The following is a 19678-nucleotide window of genomic DNA, read 5'->3' as shown; positions in this document are numbered from 1 at the left end:
GTCGCGACCGGCGGAAAGGAAAGCCTCAGCGCGGCCGCGCGAGCACCAGAAGGTAGGCGATCTGCTCCGGCGCCTGCCGCCAGAGCGCGATCTCGCGCGCGGCCCCGTCCAGCACCTCGGTCATGGCGGCACTCGCGCCCGGGCGCAGGGCCGCGATCTCGCGTTCCAGACTGTCGTAGTAGGCCGCCCAGGGCGTGGCGGTCAGCCAGCGCGTGTCGATCACCGCGTAACCGGCCGCCTCGACCTGCGCCAGCAGCCCGTCCTGATCGGTGATGTCCGGCTCCGCCGACCAGAAGTCGCGCACAGCCTGCGGCACCTCGCCCTCGGGCAGCACTCCCTGCGAGAAGGCCACCGCCCCGCCCGGCGCCAGCGCCTCGCGCCAGGCCCGCAGTCCCTCGATCACGCCGAGGAAATAGATCGCACCCGCCGACCAGATGAGGTCAAACGGCCCCTCCAGCGCGCCCATGTCCCCGGTGCGCACCGACACGTTCGGCACAGCTTCCAGCCGCGTCTCCGCCGCCTCCACGAAGGCCGGCATCGCGTCGACGCCCTCGATGCGCGCCTCCGGCAGGCAGGCCGCCAGCGTGGCGCAATCCGCCCCCGTGCCGCAGCCCTCGTCGCAGACCCGCAGCGGTCCGGCAAGGCCAAGCCGCCCGGTCGCCCAAAGCACGTCGTCGGGCACGCCCGGCCCTTGCCGGTCGAGCCGGGCGTAGAGCTCGAGGAATTCCGGCGGCAGATCCATCACGCCGCCGTCCCGCAGTCGCGGATCAGCTTCCAGCGCACGGCATCCAGCAGCGCCTCGAACGAGGCGTCCACGATGTTCGCGCTCACCCCCACGGTCTGCCAGCGGCGGCCCGAGCCGTCCTGGCTGTCGATGATGACGCGCGTGACGGCCTCCGTGCCGCCCTGGGTGATGCGCACCTTGAAGTCCACGAGCCGCATGTCGTCGATGGCGTGCTGGTAGGGCCCGAGATCCTTGGCCAGCGCCTTGGACAGCGCGTTGACCGGCCCCCGGTCCGAACCCGCGTTGTCGAGGCTTTCGCTCACCGAGAGCTTCTTCTCGCCGCCGACCTTGACCACCACGACCGCCTCGGAGAGCGAGACCATGCGGTTGTACTTGTTCTTGCGGCGCTCGATCGTCACCCGGTAGCGCTTGACCTCGAAGAACTCGGGCATCTGACCCAGCTCGTCGCGCGCCAGCAGCTCGAACGAGGCCTGCGCCGTGTCGTAGACATAGCCCTCCGACTCGCGCGCCTTGATCCGCTCGAGGATCCGCGCCAGCGCCGGGTCGCCCTTCTCCACCTCGATGCCCGCCTCGGCGAGCCTGCGACGCAGGTTCGACTGACCGGCCTGGTTCGACATCGGAATGACGCGGCGGTTGCCCACCTGCTCCGGCTCGATGTGCTCGTAGGTCGAGGGGTCCTTGAGGATCGCGCTGGCATGCAGCCCCGCCTTGTGCGCAAAGGCCGAGGAGCCGACATAGGGCGCCTGCCGCATGGGGACGCGGTTCAGGACCTCGTCGAGCATCCGGCTGATCCGCGTCAGCCCCTCCAGCGCCTCGCGCGTCACGCCGATCTCGTAGCTGCTGGCATAGGGCTCCTTGAGCAGCAGCGAGGGGATCAGCGACGTGAGGTTCGCATTGCCGCAGCGCTCGCCCAGGCCGTTGAGCGTGCCCTGGATCTGCCGCGCCCCCGCATCGACGGCCGCCAGCGTGCCGGCCACGGCGCTTTCGGTGTCGTTGTGGGTGTGGATGCCCAGGCGGTCGCCGGGAATGCCGCCCGCGATCACCTCGCCCACGATGCGCCCGATCTCGGTCGGCAGCGTGCCGCCGTTGGTATCGCAGAGCACGATCCAGCGCGCCCCCGCATCCAGCGCGACCTTCAGGCACTCGAGCGCATAATCGCGGTTGGCCTTCCAGCCGTCGAAGAAATGCTCGGCATCGAAGAGCGCCTCGCGCCCCTGCCCCGCGCAATGCGCCACAGAAGCGCGGATCGACTCGAGGTTCTCCTCCAGCGTGATCCCCAGCGCCTCGGTCACGTGGTAGTCATGCGTCTTGCCCACGAGACAGACCGCCGGCGTGCCCGCGTTCAGCACAGCCGCCAGCACGTCGTCGTTCTCGGCCGAGCGTCCGGCCCGCTTGGTCATGCCGAAGGCGGTCATGGTGGCCCGCGTCGCGCCGACCTCCTCGAAAAAGGCGCTGTCCGTCGGGTTCGCCCCGGGCCAGCCGCCCTCGATGTAGTCGATCCCGAGCCCGTCCAGTGCCTCGGCGATCCGCAGCTTCTCGGCGGTGGAAAAGGAAATCCCCTGGGTCTGCTGCCCGTCCCGCAGGGTCGTGTCGTAGAGATAGAGGCGGTCCTTCGACATCGCGCCCCCTCCTTTCATCTTTCCGAAAATACGCGAAGACCGGGCGCGGACCTGCAGGCCGCGCACAGTCTCGACCGGCCACCGCCAAATTCCCTCCCCGGAATTTGCAGCTCTTTGCGAAGAGACATGGCGCCCCTCATGCCAGCGTCTCCAGCTTCTCGGGCGCAAAGCCCGCGCCCGGCAGCAGCTCGACGCCCTGCTTCGACATGCGCACCTCGACGCCCGCCTCGACCAGAGCGGCCTTCAGGCGGTCGACCTCGGTAAAATCCTTGGTTTCCATCGCACGCGCGCGCTCCGCCGCCAGCCGGTCCTGCCAGCCGGAGAGGTCGGCCGTGACCTCGGCCCAGTCGCCAAGATCGGGCGTCAGCAGCCCCAGCAGCGCCGCGCCCGCCTTGAGCCCGGCCCCGTCGCCCGCGCCCGCCAGCTTGTGCAACTCCGCAATCGCACCCGCCGTGTTGAGATCGTCCGCCAGCGCTGCCAGCACGGGCCCGGGCACGGCACCCGCCTCGACGCCCGCGACCATCGAGCGCCACTTGCGCAGGGTCGCCTCGGCCTCGCGGGCCTTTTCGGCGGTCCAGTCCATCGGCTTGCGGTAGTGCGTCGAGAGCATGACGAAACGGATCACCTCGCCCGGCACGCCGGGCAACCCGTCGTGCCCGTCCAGCAGATCGCGCACGGTAAAGAAGTTGCCGAGGCTCTTGGACATCTTCCGCCCCTCGACCTGCAGCATCTCGTTGTGCAGCCACACCTTCGCGAACCCGCCGCCGGGATGCGCGCAGCAGCTCTGGGCGATCTCGTTCTCGTGGTGCGGGAACATCAGGTCGTTGCCGCCGCCGTGGATGTCGAAAGTCTCGCCCAGCAACTCGTAGCTCATGGCCGAGCACTCGATGTGCCAGCCCGGCCGGCCCCGGCCCCAGGGGCTCTCCCAGCCCGGCAGCCCCTCGCCCGAGGGTTTCCACAGCACGAAGTCCATCGGGTTGCGCTTGTAGGGCGCCACCTCGACCCGCGCGCCCGCGATCATGTCCTCGACCGTCCGGCCCGAGAGCGCGCCGTAATCGGCATAGCTCTCGACCGAGAAAAGCACGTGCCCCTCGGCCTCGTAGGCATGGCCGCTCTCGATCAGGCCCGCGATCATCTCGATCATCTGCGGGATGAAGGCGGTGGCGCGCGGCATCTCGGTGGGCTGCATCACGCCCACGGCCGCCATGTCGTCGAGATACCACTGCGTCGTCTCGGCCGTGATCTCGGAAATCTCGCGCCCCGTCGCCTCGGCCCGCGCGTTGATCTTGTCGTCGACGTCGGTGAAGTTGCGCACGTAGGTCACGTGGTCCGGTCCGTAGACCTCGCGCAGCAGGCGGAAGAGCACGTCGAAGACAATGGCGGGCCGCGCGTTGCCCAAGTGCGCCCGGTCGTAGACCGTGGGGCCGCAGACATACATGCGCACGTTGGCCGGATCGATGGGCTCGAACGGCTCCTTGCGCCGCGTGCGGGTGTTGGTGAGAGTGATGTCCATGGCGCGCTCCTTCGCACGAAGATCGCGGCGGGACTAGCAACTTCGGATGTCGATTGGAATAGACGACCGCCCCGCCGGATGCCGGGGGGTCTCCCGACTATGTCAGCAGGTAATACAGCAGATGATGTGGGCCGCGTCGGTCATGCCGCGCTCCTACCGGAAATCCCGCCCCGCGTCCAGCGCCCGCCTCACGGCGGCGCCCGGGGGGTCGCAGGGGGCGGCCCGGCCGCCCCCGCCACCTCAGTTCTGCTGCGCGTCCCGCTCCGCCTCGAGCTGGCGGTAGGCGGCGACGTTGCTGTTGTGCTCGTCCAGCGTCGCCGCGAAGACGTGCCCGTCCGCCGGGTCCAGCGTGCGCGCCACGAAGAAGAGGTAGTCCGAGTCGTCCGGGTTCAGCGCCGCCTCGATGCTGGCGCGGCCCGGGTTGGCGATGGGCGTCGGCGGCAGCCCCTCGATCACGTAGGTGTTGTAGGGCGTCGCCTCGCGCAGCTCCGACTGGCGCAGGCCGCGGCCCAGCACGCCCTGCCCCTCGGTCACGCCGTAGATCACCGTGGGGTCCGTCTGAAGGCGCATGCCCCGCTCGAGACGGTTGATGAAGACGCTGGCCACCAGGGGCCGCTCCTCGGCGCCGCCGGTCTCTTTCTCCACGATCGAGGCCAGCGTCAGTGCCTCCTCGGGGCTTTCCAGCGGCAGGCCTTCGTCGCGGTTCTCCCAGGCCTCGGCCAGGATCGCCTCCTGCGCCTCGCGCATCCGTGCGATGACGCTCTCGCGGCTGTCGCCCTTCGACACCTCGTAGCTGTCCGGCGCGAGCCAGCCCTCGGACGGCACCTCGCCGATCTCGCCCTCGAGCACGTCGATCTGGCCCAGTTCCTCGACCACCTGCCAGCTGGTCACGCCCTCGGCCAGCGCAATGCGGAAGCGGGTGCCAACGTCGCCGGTGTATTCGGCGTATTCCGCCGGCGGCTCCTCGGTGCCCGGATCGAACTCCAACACCTCCTCGTAGCGGCCTTCGGCGGGGTCGAGCTCGCGCACCTGCACTGTCGCCCGGGTGACGCCGATGCGGTAGACGACCTCGGTCCCGCAGGTCGAGGCGCCGCCGCGCGTGACGATGTCCACGATCTCGGACATCGAGGCGTGCTCGGGCACCAGGAAGGAACCTGCCTTGAGCTCGGCCAGCTTGTCCGAATAGTCGGCGCCCAGCCGGAACAGCACGTCGGACGAGATCGCCCCCTGCCCGGCCAGATCCTCGGAAACGCGGGTGAAGTTGCTGCCGCGCGCCACCTGCAGGCAGATCGCCTGATCGAGCGGCCCCTCGGAGCTGTACTCGTTCTGCGCCCAGATCAGCGCCCCGCCCAGAAGGAAGACGAGCACCACCAGGAATGTCATCGCGTTCGAGGCAATGCTGCGCCACATGGGGTTATCCCGCCTTTCCGAAGATCACGCTGGCGTTGGTGCCGCCGAAGCCGAAGGAGTTCGACAGGGCGAAGTCGATCTTGCGCTCGCGCTTGGCATTCGGCGCCAGGTCGATGGAGGTCTCGACCGCCGGATCGTCGAGGTTGATCGTCGGCGGCGCGACCTGGTCGCGGATTGCCAGGATCGAGAAGATCGCCTCGATGGCGCCCGCCGCGCCCAGCAGGTGGCCGGTGGCGGACTTGGTCGAGGACATGGTCACGTTGCCCGCGTGCTCGCCCAGCATCCGCTCGACCGCGCCCAGCTCGATCACGTCGGCCATGGTCGAGGTGCCGTGCGCGTTGATGTAGTCGATGTCCGCCGCGGTCAGGCCCGCGCTGCGCAGCGCCGCGCGCATCGAGCGTTCGGCGCCGTCGCCGTCCTCGGCCGGGGCGGTGATGTGGTAGGCGTCGCCCGACAGGCCGTAGCCCTTGACCTCCGCATAGATCTTGGCCCCGCGCGCCTTGGCGTGCTCGTAGTCCTCGAGCACCACGACGCCCGCGCCCTCGCCCATGACAAAGCCGTCGCGGTCGGCGTCGTAGGGCCGGCTGGCCTTCTCGGGCTCGTCCGCGCGCTTGGTCGAAAGCGCCTTGCAGGCGTTGAAGCCGGCGATGCCGATCTTGCAGATCGCCGCCTCGGCGCCGCCCGCGATCATGACGTCGGCGTCGCCGTACTGGATCAGCCGCGCCGCGTCGCCGATGGCATGCGCGCCGGTCGAGCAGGCGGTGACGACCGAATGGTTCGGGCCCCGGAAACCGTAGCGGATCGAGACCTGCCCCGAGATCAGGTTGATGAGCGCGCCGGGCACGAAGAAGGGCGAGACGCGACGCGGCCCCTTGGCCTCCATCATCACGGCGGTGTTGGCGATGGAGTTGAGCCCCCCGATGCCCGAGCCGATCAGAACGCCGGTGCGCTCCTGCTCCTCGCGGTCGGTGGGGGTCCAGCCGGCGTCCTTCACCGCCTGGTCGGCGGCGGCGAGACCGAAGAGGATGAAGGTGTCGACCTTCCGCTGCTCCTTGGGCTCCATGTAGGCGTTGGCGTCGAATGTGCCATCGCTGCCGTCACCGCGCGTCACCTCGCAGGCATAGGTCGTGGCCAGGCCCTCGGTGTCGAACTGCGTGATCGGGCCCGCGCCCGACTTTCCGTCGAGAATGCGTTCCCAGCTCTTTTCAACACCGTCGGCAAGAGGCGTGACAAGCCCCAGCCCGGTAACCACAACGCGACGCATTGCTCTGCCCTTCCCTCACAGGTTTTTCGTGGACCCGCTCTTACCTTGCCCGGCCCGCGCGGGGCAAGGGGAAGCGGACCCTCTCAGGCCCAATAGGCGCCCAGATCGGCGCGGCTCCGCTCGACCCAGTGCTCGCGGAGCCAGTCGCAGGGCCTCGAGCGCCGGATCAGGCTGCCGGAATAACCCTCGATCGCCTCCGGCATCTTGGGCCTGCCGTGGAAGCAGACCACGCGGGCATCCTCGGGCAGCTGCGGCGGGGCCACCCAATTGCGCGGGAACGGGTTGCAGTCGTACTTGAAGGAGACGACCCAGGGCTCCGGAATATATGTGAAAACGCCGCGATCCATGGCCTTGTGGCTGGTGTAGCGCTGCTCGGAGCCGCGCGCCTTCTCGACCTCGTCATAGGGGTTGGCGGCGAGATCCTCGTAGAGGAAGCCGTGCACCGCCGGGTCGAAACGAAAGACCGAGCCATGCCCCGTGGGCCGCCCCTTGCGCTTCTCGGTCCAGTCGTGGCGCATGGCCACGGTGCCGGGCGCAAGATCGTGGATCTCGTCGAGGCTGCCGGTGATCACGACGTCGAGATCGAAGCCCAGCACCGGCCCCTCGAGATCGGGCACCAGGCCCGGCCGGAAGAGCGAGACCTTGCGCATCGCCCCCTGACGGTTGGCCACGGCCAGCGCGGCGGCCATGGGCTCGGCGAAGGGTTCGGTGGGCAGGTCGATGAGCTCGATGTCGGGGTGCAGGCCCTCGGCGTGCTCGGTCATGCACAGGAAGCGCACGGGGCGCGAGATGTTGCGCCGCACGCCGGAGTAGAGCCGGTTGACGTATTCCGGCCCGAAGAGCGTGCCCCACTTGATGCAGGCGATGTTGACTGGTGTCGTCACGGCAGGATCCCCGCTGGTTCTTCCGGCGCTCTACCGCAGGCGGCTGCCCGGGGCCAGCGGTTCCCCGCCGCGCGCCGTCCCGATGAGCCGCAAGGCGAGTTCGCCAGCCCCCGTCCGCCGGGCCGGCTCATGGACTGAGGCTCCGGCACTGCGTCCCTCGGCCATATGCCGCCGTCCGTTGCGGCACGCCGAGCTGCCGCGGGGAGCGGACGGGCAGCTGGCCCGGCGGCACTGCGTGCCTTGTTTCCGGGCCGCGGCACCTACTGCGCGTCGCTCATCGTGTTGGCCTGCGCATCAGGCCGCCGGCATGCGCTGCTCGACGATCTCGGCCCACCAGGAACAGCCCGCCGGGATGGCCTCGTCGTTGAAGTTGTATTCGGGGTGGTGCACCGCCGCCGTGTCGCCGTTGCCCACGAGGATGTAGGCGCCCGGGCGTTCCTCCAGCATGAAGGCGAAGTCCTCGCCGCCCATGACCAGCGGGGCCTCCGCGCACTGCCCCGAGATGCCGCGCGCCACCTCGGCGGCGAACTCGGTCTGCTCGGGGTGGTTCACCATCACCGGATAATTGCGCGTGTAATCCAGCGTCGCCTTGCAGCCCATGGCCTCGGCGATGCCCGTGCCGATGGCGCCGAGGCGGCTTTCGGCGAGATCGCGGTTCTCGGGCGAGAGCGTGCGCACCGTGCCCTTCAGCGTGACCCGCGCCGGGATCACGTTGAAGGCCTTGGACGAGGTCTCGAAGCTGGTGACCGAGACCACGAGCTGGCTGACCGGGTCGGCGTTGCGCGCGGCGATGGTCTGCGCGGCGCTCACGATCTGCGCGGCGCAGACGACGGGGTCGACGGTCTCGTGCGGCTTGGCTGCATGACCGCCGCGGCCCTCGATCACCATCTGCCATATGTCGGTGGCGGCAAAGAACGGCCCCGTGCGGATCGCGAAGCTGCCCAGCGGCTGGCCCGGCCAGTTGTGCATGCCGTAGACCTCCTGCACGCCCCAGCGCTCCATCAGCCCGTCGTCGCACATGACCTTCGCGCCGCCGCCGCCCTCTTCGGCGGGCTGGAAGATCACCACGACGGTGCCGTCGAAGTTGCGCGTCTCGGCGAGGTACTCCGCCGCGCCCAGCAGCATCGCGGTGTGCCCGTCGTGGCCGCAGGCATGCATGGCGCCCGGCGTCTTCGAGGCATAGGGCAGCCCGGTCGCCTCCTCGATGGGCAGCGCGTCCATGTCGGCGCGCAGGCCGACCACCTTGCCCGAGCCCGTCGCCTTGCCCTTGATGACGCCCACGACGCCGGTGCGGCCCACGCCCTCGACCACCTCGTCGCAGCCGAAGGCGCGCAGCTTCTCGGCCACCAGCGCAGAGGTCCGGTGCGTGTCGAAGAGGATCTCGGGGTGTGCGTGGATGTCGCGGCGCCAGGCCGTGATCTCGTCCTGTCGGTCGGCAAAGCTGTTCTTGACGGGCATGGAGGGCTCCTGCGGAATTTGATCAGGTTTGCCGGCAAGCGTGCCACCGGGGGCGGCAGGGCACAAGACGGACGCTGCGAGAGGCCGCTTGCCTTCCGCGTGACGACAGTGCTCCTCTTGCCGGAGAAACAGCCCGGAACGTCATCGTGAGCCGCATTTTCCTCTCCGGGGGCCTCGCCCTCTCTCTCGCTGCGGCGGGCGGCCTGGCGGCTGCCGAAACGCCCGACCGGACCACACCCGAAGGCCTCCACGCCTTCTGCCAGCGCATCGACATCCCGCCCGAGGCCCGCGACGCGATGCTCCGCGCGGCCGGCTGGGAGGAGATCATCCCCGGCCCGATGCGGCCCGACATCGTCCGTGAGTTCGACCCGCGGGATCCCGACGACAGGGCAATGCTCCTGGCGTTGATCTCGACGGTGGGCGTGCCCGACATCGGCTCGCCCGAGCGCGCCCGCGAGACCCTGGAGTTCATTCTGGCGCAAGGCACTGTCTTGGCCGACCGAGCCTTCCATGGGCCGCTCTACCGCCGGGGCGAAGGCTTTCTCGTGCTCGCGACCGAGCGCAGGAGCAGGCCCGGCAGGCAGATGCCGCCAGGCAAGACCCGCGACGAGCCCGCGCCCTGGCGCGAACATGACGACCGCGTGCGCTGCACCGGCTACATGCCCGCGACACCCGCCTACGCAGCGATGATCGAGGCCTCGCCCGCCCGGCAACGCTATGCCTCGCCGGAGGTGCGCGCGGTGATCGAGGTGCATGACACTCCAACCGTGTCGGGCACTGACAACCTGACCCTTTACGACGGCGCCGCGCTCGGCGCGGTCTTTGACGCGGGGTTTCCGGACATCGCGCTCTTCCAGAGCGACCTGCGCCTGCGCAGCTTCGACCCGACCTGGCCCGGCTCCGCCGAGCGAGGCCGAAAGGTCAAAGTGCCCTGTCCCGCGCCGGACGCGGCGCCGGGCCGGGTGACCGAACTGAGCCTGTCCTCGGACCGCTCGCTGCACGCCGCGCGCGAGGCCGCGCTCGACCGGGCCTGCGGCATGGCGGGGAAGCTCACCGGCGCCTGGCTGGTCGAGGAGGCGCGCTACCCCGGCACCGGCCTGCCCGAGCGCTACGATGTGACGGTCCGCGTGAGCTTTGCGCCGTAAGCCTCAGATATTGGGGCCGGGCACCAGCCTGGAGCCGTCCGAGAAGCGGGTGATGCGGAAGCGGTGCAGGTCGTGGCCCAGGTCGCGCTCCTGCGCGAGGTCGGCCATGATGCGGCCGAAGGCGGGGCCGATGCCGAAGCCATGTCCGCACATGCCGGTCGCCACCGTCAGGCCGGGAAGCTGCTGCACCGGGCCCACCACCGGCACGACGTCGGGCAGCACGTCGATCATCCCCGCCCAGAAGGCCTGCAGCGGCACCTTGCCCATCTGCGGGAAATGCCCGCCGAAGCGGGTGCGCATCTCGATGACCTTGGCCGCGTTCGGCTCGGGCGACAGGATTCGCACGCGCTCGAAGGGACTCTCCTCCGCGTCGTCCCAGCGCCGGGGCGTGCCCCAGGCATCGGGATAGCCCGCCGGCGCGGGGCGGCGCAGGTGGACGTCGAAGTCGCCCGAGATCGCCAGCGGCAGGTAGCGGCTCAGGTGCCGCACCGAATCCGGCCCCACGAAAAGCTCGGCAAAGCCCGCGGGCGCCAACGTGTAGCCGCCGTCGGCGCGCGGGCGGAAGGCCAGCCCGTCGTCCACGGCGGCCGTGTTGACCGCCTGCGGCAGCGCCTCGGTCGCCATCGCGGTCGAGCGCACCGAGAGCTGCGGAATGTCGATCCCGTGCCGGCGCAGCAGCAGCGAGGACCAGGCCCCGCCCGCCAGCACCACGCGGTCGGCGCGGATGCGGCCGTGCTCGGTCACCACGCCACGCACCTGTCCGGCCTCGAGGTCGAGCCCGCGCACGGCACAGTCCTCGCGCACAACCGCGCCCTCGGAGGCCGCGAGCCGCGCCAGTTCCGGCACCGCGACCCAGGGCTCGCCCTTCATGTCGGTGGGCGTGTGCAGCGCGCCGGTCCAGGGGCTGTTCTCGGCGCCCACCAGCGCATTTGTCTCGTCGGCGTCCAGCAGGCGCGAGGAGACGCCCAGCGGTTTGGCCTCCTGCAGCCAGCCGTCGAAGCCCGCCATCTCGCGCTCGCTCCGCGCGAGGTAGCTCACGCCGACCGTCCGCACGCCCAGCCGGCCGCCGCAGTCCGCGTCGAGCGCGGTCCAGAGATCCTGCGCCTCGAGCGCGATGGGGATCTCGGCCATGTCGCGGCCCTGCACGCGGATCCAGCCCCAGTTGCGCGAGCTTTGCTCGGCGGCGATGCGGCCCTTTTCCAGCAGCGCCACGCGCAGCCCGGCGCGGGCCGCGTAGAGCGCCGTGCAGGTGCCGATCACGCCCCCGCCGATGACCACGAGATCGCAGGCCTCGGGCAGGTCGCCCGCGTGTTCGGGCGGGTCGTCGCCGCGGAAGGGAAAGATCACGCCAGGCGCTCCAGCAGCCTCTCCATGAAACCGCGGCCGCGCTCGAACTCGGCGATCTCGATGTATTCGTCCGGCTTGTGCGCGATCGCGATGTCGCTCGGCCCGCAGACCACCGCGTCGTAGCCGCCCGCCTGGAAGTGGCTGGCCTCGGTGCCGTAGCTTACCTGCCGGGTCTCGTTGTCGCCGGTGATCGCGCGCACCAGCTCCTCGGCCGTGTTGTCCTGTGTCGGCACGAAGGTCGGCAGTTCGAACATCGGCGTGACCTCGATCCGCGCCTCGGGGCGCACCGCCTGCATCTCGGCCTCGAGCCGTGCGACCTCCTCGCGGAAGCGCCGCGCCCAGTCCTGCGGGTCCTCGCCCGGGACCACGCGGAAACCGAGACCGAACTCGCAGTCCTTGGCGGTGATGTTGTGCGCCGTGCCGCCGTGGATCTGGCCCACGTGCACGTTGGTATAGGGCGGCTCGAAGAGCGCGGCGGTGGGATCGGGCGTCGCGGCAGCGTTCTCGGCGTTGACCCGGTTCGCCCACTCGATCAGCTTGATGCCCCACATGATCGCCGAAACGCCCGTGTGCAGGATCGAGCTGTGCACCTCGTAGCCGTGGACGTGCACGCGGAAATTCACCCCGCCCTTGTGGCCGGTCACCGCGTGCATCTCGGTCGGCTCGCCCACGATCACGGCATTGGCCTTGGGCACCACGCCCTGCATGGCCGCGACGATGTCGGCCCCGCCGACGCAGCCGATCTCCTCGTCGTAGCTGAGCGCGATCTGCAGCGGCCGGCTCACGCCGCGATGCTTCGCCTCGACCAGCGCCCAGATCGACAGCGCGTCGAAGCCCTTCATGTCGGTGGTTCCGCGCCCGTAGAGGCAGCCGTCGCGTTCGGTCACGGTCCAGGGGTCGCTCGACCAGTCCTGCCCCTCGACCGGCACCACGTCCGTATGACCCGACAGCACCACGCCGCCCTCGATCTCGGGGCCCACGTGGGCAAAGAGCGCGGCCTTCGCCTCGGGCTCGCGCGGATGCGGATGGCGGTGGCTCTCGATGCCGTGCGAGGCGAGGTAGCTCTCGACCCAGTCGATGAGCGGCAGGTTGGGGTCGCGGCTGACGGTCGGGAAGGAGACGAGTTTGTCGAGGATCTCGCGGGGGCTGAGTCGCGCGGTCATGCGGGGCCTTTCATGGTGCTCTGCCCTGACCTAGCCCGCCCCGCGGCCGAGGAACAGGGGTCAGGGCAGCGTCACGTCGAGCAGGACGGGGTAATGATCGGAGGGCCACTGCCCTGCGTATTTTCGTTGCAATACGAACGGTCCGGCCGAGACCTGCAGGTCGGGCGTGAGGCCCACGTGGTCGATGGGCCCGAGCAGGTTGATACCGCGATTGAGGTGGTAGGTCGCCGCCGGCACGCGCGGGAATCGCAGGCCGGCGCTCTCGAGGATCTCCATCACGCGCCAGCCGTGCAGGGCGTTCAGGTCACCGGCGACGATCACCGGCGTGCCCTGCCCGATCACAGGCGCGATCCGCTCCGCCACCAGCTCGGCCGAGAGCCGCCGGTTCGAGGCGCTGCGATACTCGAAGTGCAGGTTCACGACGCGAAAGGCCGGGCCGCCCCCAACTGGTGCGAACTCGGCCCAGGAGGCGAAGGCCGGCCAGGACCCGTCGAAGGTGCGCGAGTAGATGACGTCGGGCGTGTCTGAGAAGAAGAACCAGCCCTGGTCGCGCAGCTCGAAGCGGTCGCTGCGGTAGAAGATCGGCTGCGTCGAGGGGAACGCGCGCCAGTCGCCCGTCGCGGCGGCCTCGTAGTCCGGGTGGGCCTCGAGCAGGTGGCGGCGTGCGAGGTTGTTCGAATCGTCGTTGCCGCCGCGAAAGCTCTCCATCTCCTGGAAGGCGATGATGTCGGCCTGCATGTCGCCCACGGCGGCGGTCAGCGCGGGCCTGCGCCGCTCCCAGCCGGCGCGGGTCCAGGGGCCGTCACCGCTCGAGCGCAGGTCGATGTAATGCACGTTGAGCGTGGCGATGCGCAGCGCGCCGTCGCGTGGCGCGGGCGGGTCGGACCATTCGGTCAGCCGGACCTGCTGCGCGCAGGCGACGAGCAGGAGGCCGACGAGAAGCAGCGCGAGGGTGCGGAGAACTGGCCTGACGAGTCTCAAGGCGGCACCTTCAATCGGCCTGGAATGACAGATGGACCCTCAGGTCACTCTCCCCGGTCCGGAATCAAGGGCGAAGCCCGCCGGGCCAGAGCCTGTCCGCCCCCCGGGCGGGCACCGGCCCGTTCCCAGCCTCGCGCTCCGCCTCAGTACCCGCTGTCCGAGGTCAGCACGAAATGCCCCGGGTCGACCTCCTGGTAGACGTTGGGCTCGGGCTCGTAGCCGACGGGATGGATCGGCGACGGGATCGGCTTGAAGTTCAGGTCCTTCTCGGACTTCCGCCGGCGCGGATCGGCGATCGGCACCGCCTTCATGAGCGCGCGGGTATAGGCGTGCTGCGGGTTCTCGAAGACCGCCGCGCGTGTGCCGATCTCGACGATCCGGCCCAGATACATCACGCCGACGTTGTGGCTCACACGCTCGACCACGGCCATGTCGTGGCTGATGAAGAGATAGCTCAGCCCCATCTCGGCCTGCAGCTCCATCATCAGGTTGAGCACCTGGGCCTGCACGCTCACGTCCAGCGCGCTCACCGCCTCGTCCGCCACGATCAGCTTGGGCGAGAGCGCGAGCGCACGGGCGATGGCGATGCGCTGGCGCTGCCCGCCTGACAGCTCGTGCGGGAAGCGGCGCATGAAACTGCGCGGCAGCTCCACCCGGTCGAAGAGCATCGCCACCCGCTCCTGCATCTCCTTGCCGGAATGGGTGCCGAAGTTGCGCATCGGCTCGGCCACCTGGTCCGCGAGGTTCATCTGCGGATTGAGTGAGGCAAAGGGATCCTGGAAGATCATCTGCATGTCGCGCCGCGCCTCGCGCAGCATGTTGGGCCCGAGCCCCATCACGTCGGTGCCGTCGAGCTCGATCCGCCCCGCCTGCGGCTCGACCAGCCGCAGCAGCGAGCGCCCTGCAGTCGATTTGCCGCAGCCGGACTCGCCCACGAGGCTCAGCGTCTGGCCCTTGTTGATGGTGAAGCTCACATCCTCGACCGCGTGCACGTTGGCCACGGTGCGGCGGAAGAAGCCGCCCTTGACCGGGAATCGCGTCGTCAGCCCCTCGACCTTCAGCAGCGGCCGGTCGGTGCCCGGGATCGGCTTGATCTCGTCCTGCTCGCGGCCCAGCAGCTTCATCGGCTCGGGCAACGACTTGCTGCGCATCTCGCCCAGCTTCGGAACGGCGGCCAGCAGCGCCTTGGTGTAGGGGTGCTTGGGGTGCTCGAAGATCTCCTCGACCGGCCCCTCCTCGACCTTGTGGCCGCGGAACATGACCACCACGCGGTCGGCCATCTGCGCCACCACCGCCATGTCGTGCGTGATGAACATCACCGCCGTGCCGGTCTCGCGCTTGAGTCGGTCCATCAGCGCCAGGATCTCGGCCTGGATCGTCACGTCGAGTGCCGTCGTCGGCTCGTCCGCGATCAGCAGGCGCGGCTTGCAGGCCAGCGCCATGGCGATCACCACGCGCTGCCGCATGCCGCCCGAGAGCTCGTGCGGATACTGCTTGAGCCGCCGCTCGGGTTCGGGGATGCGCACCTGCTTCATCAGCTCCAGCGCGCGGGCTTCGGCCTCCTCGCGGCTCATGCCGCGGTGCACACGGAGCCCCTCGGTCAGCTGCCGTCCGACGGTGAAGACCGGGTTGAGCGCGGTCATCGGCTCCTGGAAGATCATGCCGATCTCGTCGCCGCGGATGTCGCGCATCACGTCCTGGTCGGCGGTCGCCAGGTCCAGCGGCCCGCCCTCGCGCCGGTCGAAGATCATCCGGCCGCCGGCGATCTCGCCGCCGCCGTACTCGATCAGGCGCATCAGCGAGAGCGACGAGACCGACTTGCCCGAGCCGGATTCGCCGACGATGCAGACGGTCTCGCCCGCCCCCACCTCGAAGCTCACATCCTCGACGCCGGCGATGCGCCCGTCCTTGGTCTCGAACTCGACGCGCAGGCGGTCGATCCGGGCGATGGGATTGTCCAGCATGGGAAAGCTCCGGTCAGTCTATCTGCAAACGCTAGCGACAGGTCTCTCGCGGTGTCAAACCTGCCGCCACGTTGCGCCAAGGCAAAGCTTGCAATTTGTAGACGTTCTGTTTCGATATTTCGCAGAGTGGGAGGTCACGGGCCTCCGAGGGCCCGCGCCGAACCCGCCGGCAGAGCGATGCATCAGGACAACTGGTGTCCAACAAGGAGAGACTTATGAAACTGAAGACCCTAATGCTCGGGGCCGCGGCCGCCTCCGTGCTCGCGCCCGCCGTGCAGGCGGAACGCGGTGAGGACGGCAACGTCAACATCATCTACTGGCAGGCGCCGTCCATCATGACGCCCTATCTCTCGGGCGGGACCAAGGACATCGAGGCCGCGTCGCTGGTGCTGGAACCGCTGGGTCGCTACGACGAGACCGGCGCGCTGGTGCCCTACCTCGCCGCCGAGATCCCCACCGTCGAGAACGGCGGCGTGAGCGAGGACCTGACCCAGATCACCTGGAAGCTGAAGGAAGGCCTGCTGTGGTCCGACGGCTCGCCCGTGACCTCGGCCGACGTCAAGTTCACCGCCGACTACTGCATGGCCCCCGAGGGCGGCTGCGCGCAGTTCGCCAAGTTCACCGGCGTCGAGAGCATCGAGACCCCCGACGACCTGACCGTCGTGGTCAACTTCGACAAGCCGATGCCGAACCCCTACGGCCCCTTCATGGGCGGCCAATCGCCCATCCTGCAGAAGGCCCAGTTCGAGGACTGCGTCGGCGCGGCCGCATCGACCTGCACCGAGGCCAACTTCAACCCGATCGGCACCGGCCCCTTCGTGGTCGACGAGTTCAAGCCGAACGACGTGATCTCGCTCTCGGCCAACCCCAACTACCGCGACCCCGAGAAGCCCGCCTTCGCGACCGTGACCTTCAAGGGCGGCGGTGACGCAGAGGCGGCGGCCCGCGCGGTGCTGCAGACCGGCGAATACGACTACGCCTGGAACCTTCAGCTCGCGCCCGACGTCCTGGCCTCGATGGCCGAGGGCGGCGAAGGCACGCCGGTCTCGGCATTCGGCACGCTGGTCGAGCGGATCGAGATGAACCTCACCGATCCCTCCCCCGACCTGCCCGAGGGCGAGCGCTCGACCGTCGCGCATCCGCACCCGATCCTGTCGGACGAGAAGGTCCGCCGCGCGCTCTCCATGGCGATCGACCGCGAGCTGCTGGTCGAGGTGGGCTACGGCCAGGCCGGCCGCGCGACCTGCAACCTGGTGCCCGCGCCCGAGCTCTATGCCTCGGACAACACCGAGTGCCTGACGCAGGACCTCGAGGGCGCCAAGGCGCTGCTGGAAGAGGCCGGCTGGACCGACACCGACGGTGACGGCGTCCGCGAAAAGGACGGCGAGAAGCTCTCGCTGCTCTACCAGACCTCGACCAACGCGGTGCGCCAGGACTTCCAGGCCCTCATCAAGGACTGGTGGCGCCAGATCGGCGTCGAGACCGAGCTGCGCAACGTCGACAGCTCCGTGTTCTTCGGCGGTGACCCGGGCTCGCCCGACACCTTCCAGAAGTTCTATGCGGACGTCGAGATGTACGCGAACAACTTCGACGGCACCGACCCGCAGAGCTACCTTTCGATGTACCGCTGCGGCAACGAGCCGAAGCCGTCGAGCCAGTGGCAGGGCGAGAACATCAACCGCTTCTGCAACGAGGAATACGACGCGATGCTCGACGAGCTGGCCAAGACCGGCGAGCTGGAGAAGCGCGGCGAAATCGCCAAGAAGCTCAACGACATGCTGACCAAGGAAAGCATGACCATCGTTCCGCTGGTGGACCGCGGCCGTGTCTCGGCGCACTCCAACACGCTGGGCGGCGTGGTGCTGAACACCTGGGACAGCGAGCTGTGGAACGCCGCCGACTGGTACCGCATCGACGAGTGATCGTCTGACCGACACGACGCACGCCCCCGCTCGGTGTGGGGGCGTGCCCCTGCGAAAGCGCCCCATGCCCGACATTCTCCGGACCTGTGAACGCGCCGCGCGGTGCGACCGGCCCGCCGCATCCCGCCACGCCCCTCGCCATGACCTCATCCCGGCCGTGCCCGCCACGCCCGCGGCACCCGCCGGCCGGCCCTGCCCGAGGCTTCCCCGATGCTGACATACGCCGTCCGACGACTGGTCCTGGCGATCCCGACGCTGCTGTTCATCAGCTTCGTGATCTTCATGCTGCTGCAACTCGCGCCCGGCGATCCGATGGCGCAGGTGCCGCTGACCGTGCCGCCCGAGGTGAAACAGATGATGCGCGAGGCGCTCGGCCTCGGCGAGCCGCCCCTCGTGCAGTACTGGAAATGGCTCGTGCAGGTCTTCTGGACCGAGCCCAAGGTGCTCGTCGACTGGATGACTTCGGAGACCGCCCTCTTCGGCTGGCTGCCCGACACCCAGCTCTACCAGGACGAGCTGCGCGTGATCTCGTGGCAGACCCGCTCGCCGGTGATGGAGATCGTGCTCCAGCGCATCCCGCAGACGCTCTGGGTGGTGGGCATGTCCTACATCGTCGGCGTTCTGATCGCGCTGCCCATCGGGATCTATTCCGCCTACCGCCAGTATTCCGTCTTCGACCAGGCGGGCACGTTCATCACCATGGTGGGCTTCTCGATCCCGCCGTTCTTCACCGGTCCGCTGCTGATCGTGATCTTCTCGGTGCAGATGGGCTGGTTCCCGTCGATCTACGACACCACGCACGAGGTCACCGACTGGGCCAGCTTCAAGTACCAGCTGAGCCAGATGATCATGCCGGTGATGGTGCTGGCGCTGCAGACCACGGCGCAGCTCTCGCGCTACATGCGCGCCTCGATGCTCGACAACCTCAACCAGGACTACGTGCGCACCGCGCGGGCCAAGGGCCTGAGCGAAGCGATCGTGGTCATGGTGCACGTGCTGCGCAACTCGATGATCCCGGTGGTCACGGTCATCGCGCTGGGGGTCCCCGCCATCTTCGGCGGCGCCATCATCACCGAGAACGTCTTCAAGGTGAACGGCATCGGCCAGCTTCTGATCACCGCGCTCTTTGCCAACGACCTGCCGATGGTGATGACGCTGACCTTCATCTTCGCGTTCCTCATCGTGCTCTTCAACCTGATCGCCGACATCCTCTACGGCCTTCTCGACCCGAGGATCCGCTATGACTGAGCCCGTTCCCGCCTCCCCCGTTCCCATCGAAGCGCTCAAGGACAAGGGGCCGGACAAGCCCCCGCGCAGCAAGTGGCGCGACGTCTGGGAGCAGTTCCGCAAGCACAAGGGCGCCATGGTGGGCGGCGCCTTCCTTCTCTTCATCACGCTGGGCGTGCTGGTGGGCCCCTGGCTCTGGACGCTCGACCCGCAGGCGCTGGACATCCGGGCCAAGGACATGCGGCCGATCTACACCGCGATCTGGAACAGCGAGGCCGACGTCGGCTGGGCGCACCCGCTCGGCTCGGACCAGCTGGGGCGCGACAACCTCGCGCAGCTGATCGCGGGCGGCCGCGCCTCGATGGCGGTGGGCTGGGCGGCGATGCTGCTCTCGCTCATCATCGGCGCGGGCATCGGCGTGGTCGCGGGCTACTTCCGCAAGCTCGACGGCCCGCTCATGCGTCTGACCGACCTCTTCCTGTCGCTGCCGATCCTGCCGCTGCTGCTGGTGGCGGTGACGCTCTTCCGGCAGCCGCTGCGCGCCAACTTCGGGCCCGAGGGCGGCATGTTCATCCTGATCGTGACGGTGGTCGGCATTACCTCTTGGATGCCCACGGCGCGGATCGTGCGCGGCGACATCCTCGCCCTCAAGGAACGCGAGTTCGTGCTCGCGGCACGCTCCATCGGCACCCGGCCCTTCCAGATCATCAAGCGGCACCTGCTGCCCAACGTGCTCTCGCCGATCATGGTCTCGGCGACGCTGGGCCTGGCCACGGCGATCATCACCGAAAGCGCGCTGTCCTTCCTCGGCGTGGGCTTCCCCTCGGACTTCCCAACCTGGGGCAAGATGCTCGCCGACGCGGTGGCCCGGATGGAGGACTTCCCCGAGCGCGTCATGCTGCCGGGAATCGCGATCTCGCTCACCGTGCTGGGGGTGAACTACCTCGGCGACGGCCTGCGCGACGCCCTCGATCCGCGGATCCGGGGCCGCTGAGAACCGTTTCCCGGCGAAAATCCCGAAAAAGAACGCGCGCCC

At 69.2% G+C, this 19678-nt stretch carries 15 protein-coding genes; 4 read left to right on the top strand and 11 right to left on the bottom strand.

What is annotated here, in order from left to right:
* Window positions 1–25: 25 nt before the first annotated feature.
* The 7 genes from SALMUC_RS05610 to SALMUC_RS05580 form a co-directional block, all read right to left on the bottom strand.
* A complete protein-coding gene (locus tag SALMUC_RS05610) occupies window positions 26–742 on the bottom strand; it encodes a class I SAM-dependent methyltransferase (protein WP_020041101.1) in 717 nt (238 codons plus the stop codon).
* Complete coding sequence (cimA, locus tag SALMUC_RS05605) at window positions 742–2364, bottom strand: citramalate synthase (protein WP_020041102.1); 1623 nt, start codon at window positions 2362–2364, stop codon at window positions 742–744. Before cimA ends, SALMUC_RS05610 begins: the two co-directional genes overlap by 1 nt.
* A 136-nt stretch (window positions 2365–2500) precedes the next feature.
* Complete coding sequence (gene cysS, locus SALMUC_RS05600) at window positions 2501–3877, bottom strand: cysteine--tRNA ligase (RefSeq protein ID WP_020041103.1); 1377 nt, start codon at window positions 3875–3877, stop codon at window positions 2501–2503.
* A 240-nt stretch (window positions 3878–4117) separates the two neighbouring features.
* Window positions 4118–5287 (bottom strand): endolytic transglycosylase MltG, encoded by a 1170-nt coding sequence (gene mltG / locus SALMUC_RS05595; RefSeq protein WP_020041104.1) that lies wholly within the window; start codon window positions 5285–5287, stop codon window positions 4118–4120.
* 4 nt (window positions 5288–5291) lie between these two features.
* Window positions 5292–6551 (bottom strand): beta-ketoacyl-ACP synthase II, encoded by a 1260-nt coding sequence (gene fabF / locus SALMUC_RS05590; protein ID WP_020041105.1) that lies wholly within the window; start codon window positions 6549–6551, stop codon window positions 5292–5294.
* 83 nt (window positions 6552–6634) lie between these two features.
* The gene (locus SALMUC_RS05585; RefSeq protein WP_020041106.1) at window positions 6635–7435 is read right to left on the bottom strand and encodes a hypothetical protein; all 801 of its coding nucleotides are present in this window, start codon (window positions 7433–7435) and stop codon (window positions 6635–6637) included.
* Window positions 7436–7729: 294 nt separating this feature from the next.
* On the bottom strand, window positions 7730–8893 hold the full coding sequence (locus SALMUC_RS05580; protein ID WP_020041107.1) for a M20 aminoacylase family protein: 1164 nt from the start codon (window positions 8891–8893) through the stop codon (window positions 7730–7732).
* 146 nt (window positions 8894–9039) lie between these two features.
* On the opposite strand from SALMUC_RS05580, the gene SALMUC_RS05575 reads away from it, so the two are divergent.
* Window positions 9040–10038 carry a hypothetical protein gene (locus tag SALMUC_RS05575; RefSeq protein WP_020041108.1) on the top strand — a complete coding sequence of 333 codons (999 nt, stop codon included), beginning with the start codon at window positions 9040–9042 and terminating at the stop codon, window positions 10036–10038.
* 3 nt (window positions 10039–10041) lie between these two features.
* Here SALMUC_RS05575 and SALMUC_RS05570 read toward each other — a convergent pair whose 3' ends face one another.
* From SALMUC_RS05570 to SALMUC_RS05555, 4 genes are all read right to left on the bottom strand, one after another.
* Window positions 10042–11385: an NAD(P)/FAD-dependent oxidoreductase gene (locus SALMUC_RS05570; RefSeq protein WP_020041109.1), complete on the bottom strand. Its 1344-nt coding sequence runs from the start codon at window positions 11383–11385 to the stop codon at window positions 10042–10044.
* Complete coding sequence (gene argE, locus SALMUC_RS05565) at window positions 11382–12548, bottom strand: acetylornithine deacetylase (RefSeq protein ID WP_020041110.1); 1167 nt, start codon at window positions 12546–12548, stop codon at window positions 11382–11384. The genes SALMUC_RS05570 and argE overlap by 4 nt, the downstream gene beginning before the upstream one ends.
* 60 nt (window positions 12549–12608) lie before the next feature.
* A complete protein-coding gene (locus SALMUC_RS05560) occupies window positions 12609–13529 on the bottom strand; it encodes an endonuclease/exonuclease/phosphatase family protein (protein ID WP_020041111.1) in 921 nt (306 codons plus the stop codon).
* Window positions 13530–13672: 143 nt separating this feature from the next.
* Window positions 13673–15493 carry an ABC transporter ATP-binding protein gene (locus tag SALMUC_RS05555; protein ID WP_020041112.1) on the bottom strand — a complete coding sequence of 607 codons (1821 nt, stop codon included), beginning with the start codon at window positions 15491–15493 and terminating at the stop codon, window positions 13673–13675.
* A 215-nt stretch (window positions 15494–15708) separates the two neighbouring features.
* On the opposite strand from SALMUC_RS05555, the gene SALMUC_RS05550 reads away from it, so the two are divergent.
* From SALMUC_RS05550 to SALMUC_RS05540, 3 genes are all read left to right on the top strand, one after another.
* Entirely contained in the window at window positions 15709–17415 is a 1707-nt protein-coding gene (locus tag SALMUC_RS05550; protein WP_020041113.1) for a peptide ABC transporter substrate-binding protein, read from the top strand.
* A 210-nt stretch (window positions 17416–17625) separates the two neighbouring features.
* On the top strand, window positions 17626–18663 hold the full coding sequence (locus SALMUC_RS05545) for an ABC transporter permease (protein ID WP_020041114.1): 1038 nt from the start codon (window positions 17626–17628) through the stop codon (window positions 18661–18663).
* On the top strand, window positions 18656–19636 hold the full coding sequence (locus SALMUC_RS05540) for an ABC transporter permease (protein ID WP_020041115.1): 981 nt from the start codon (window positions 18656–18658) through the stop codon (window positions 19634–19636). The genes SALMUC_RS05545 and SALMUC_RS05540 overlap by 8 nt, the downstream gene beginning before the upstream one ends.
* Window positions 19637–19678 lie beyond the last annotated feature (42 nt).

This window comes from Salipiger mucosus DSM 16094, from assembly GCF_000442255.1.
Classification (GTDB): Bacteria; Pseudomonadota; Alphaproteobacteria; order Rhodobacterales; family Rhodobacteraceae; genus Salipiger; species Salipiger mucosus.
This window is presented reverse-complemented; position numbering and strand designations above follow the sequence as displayed.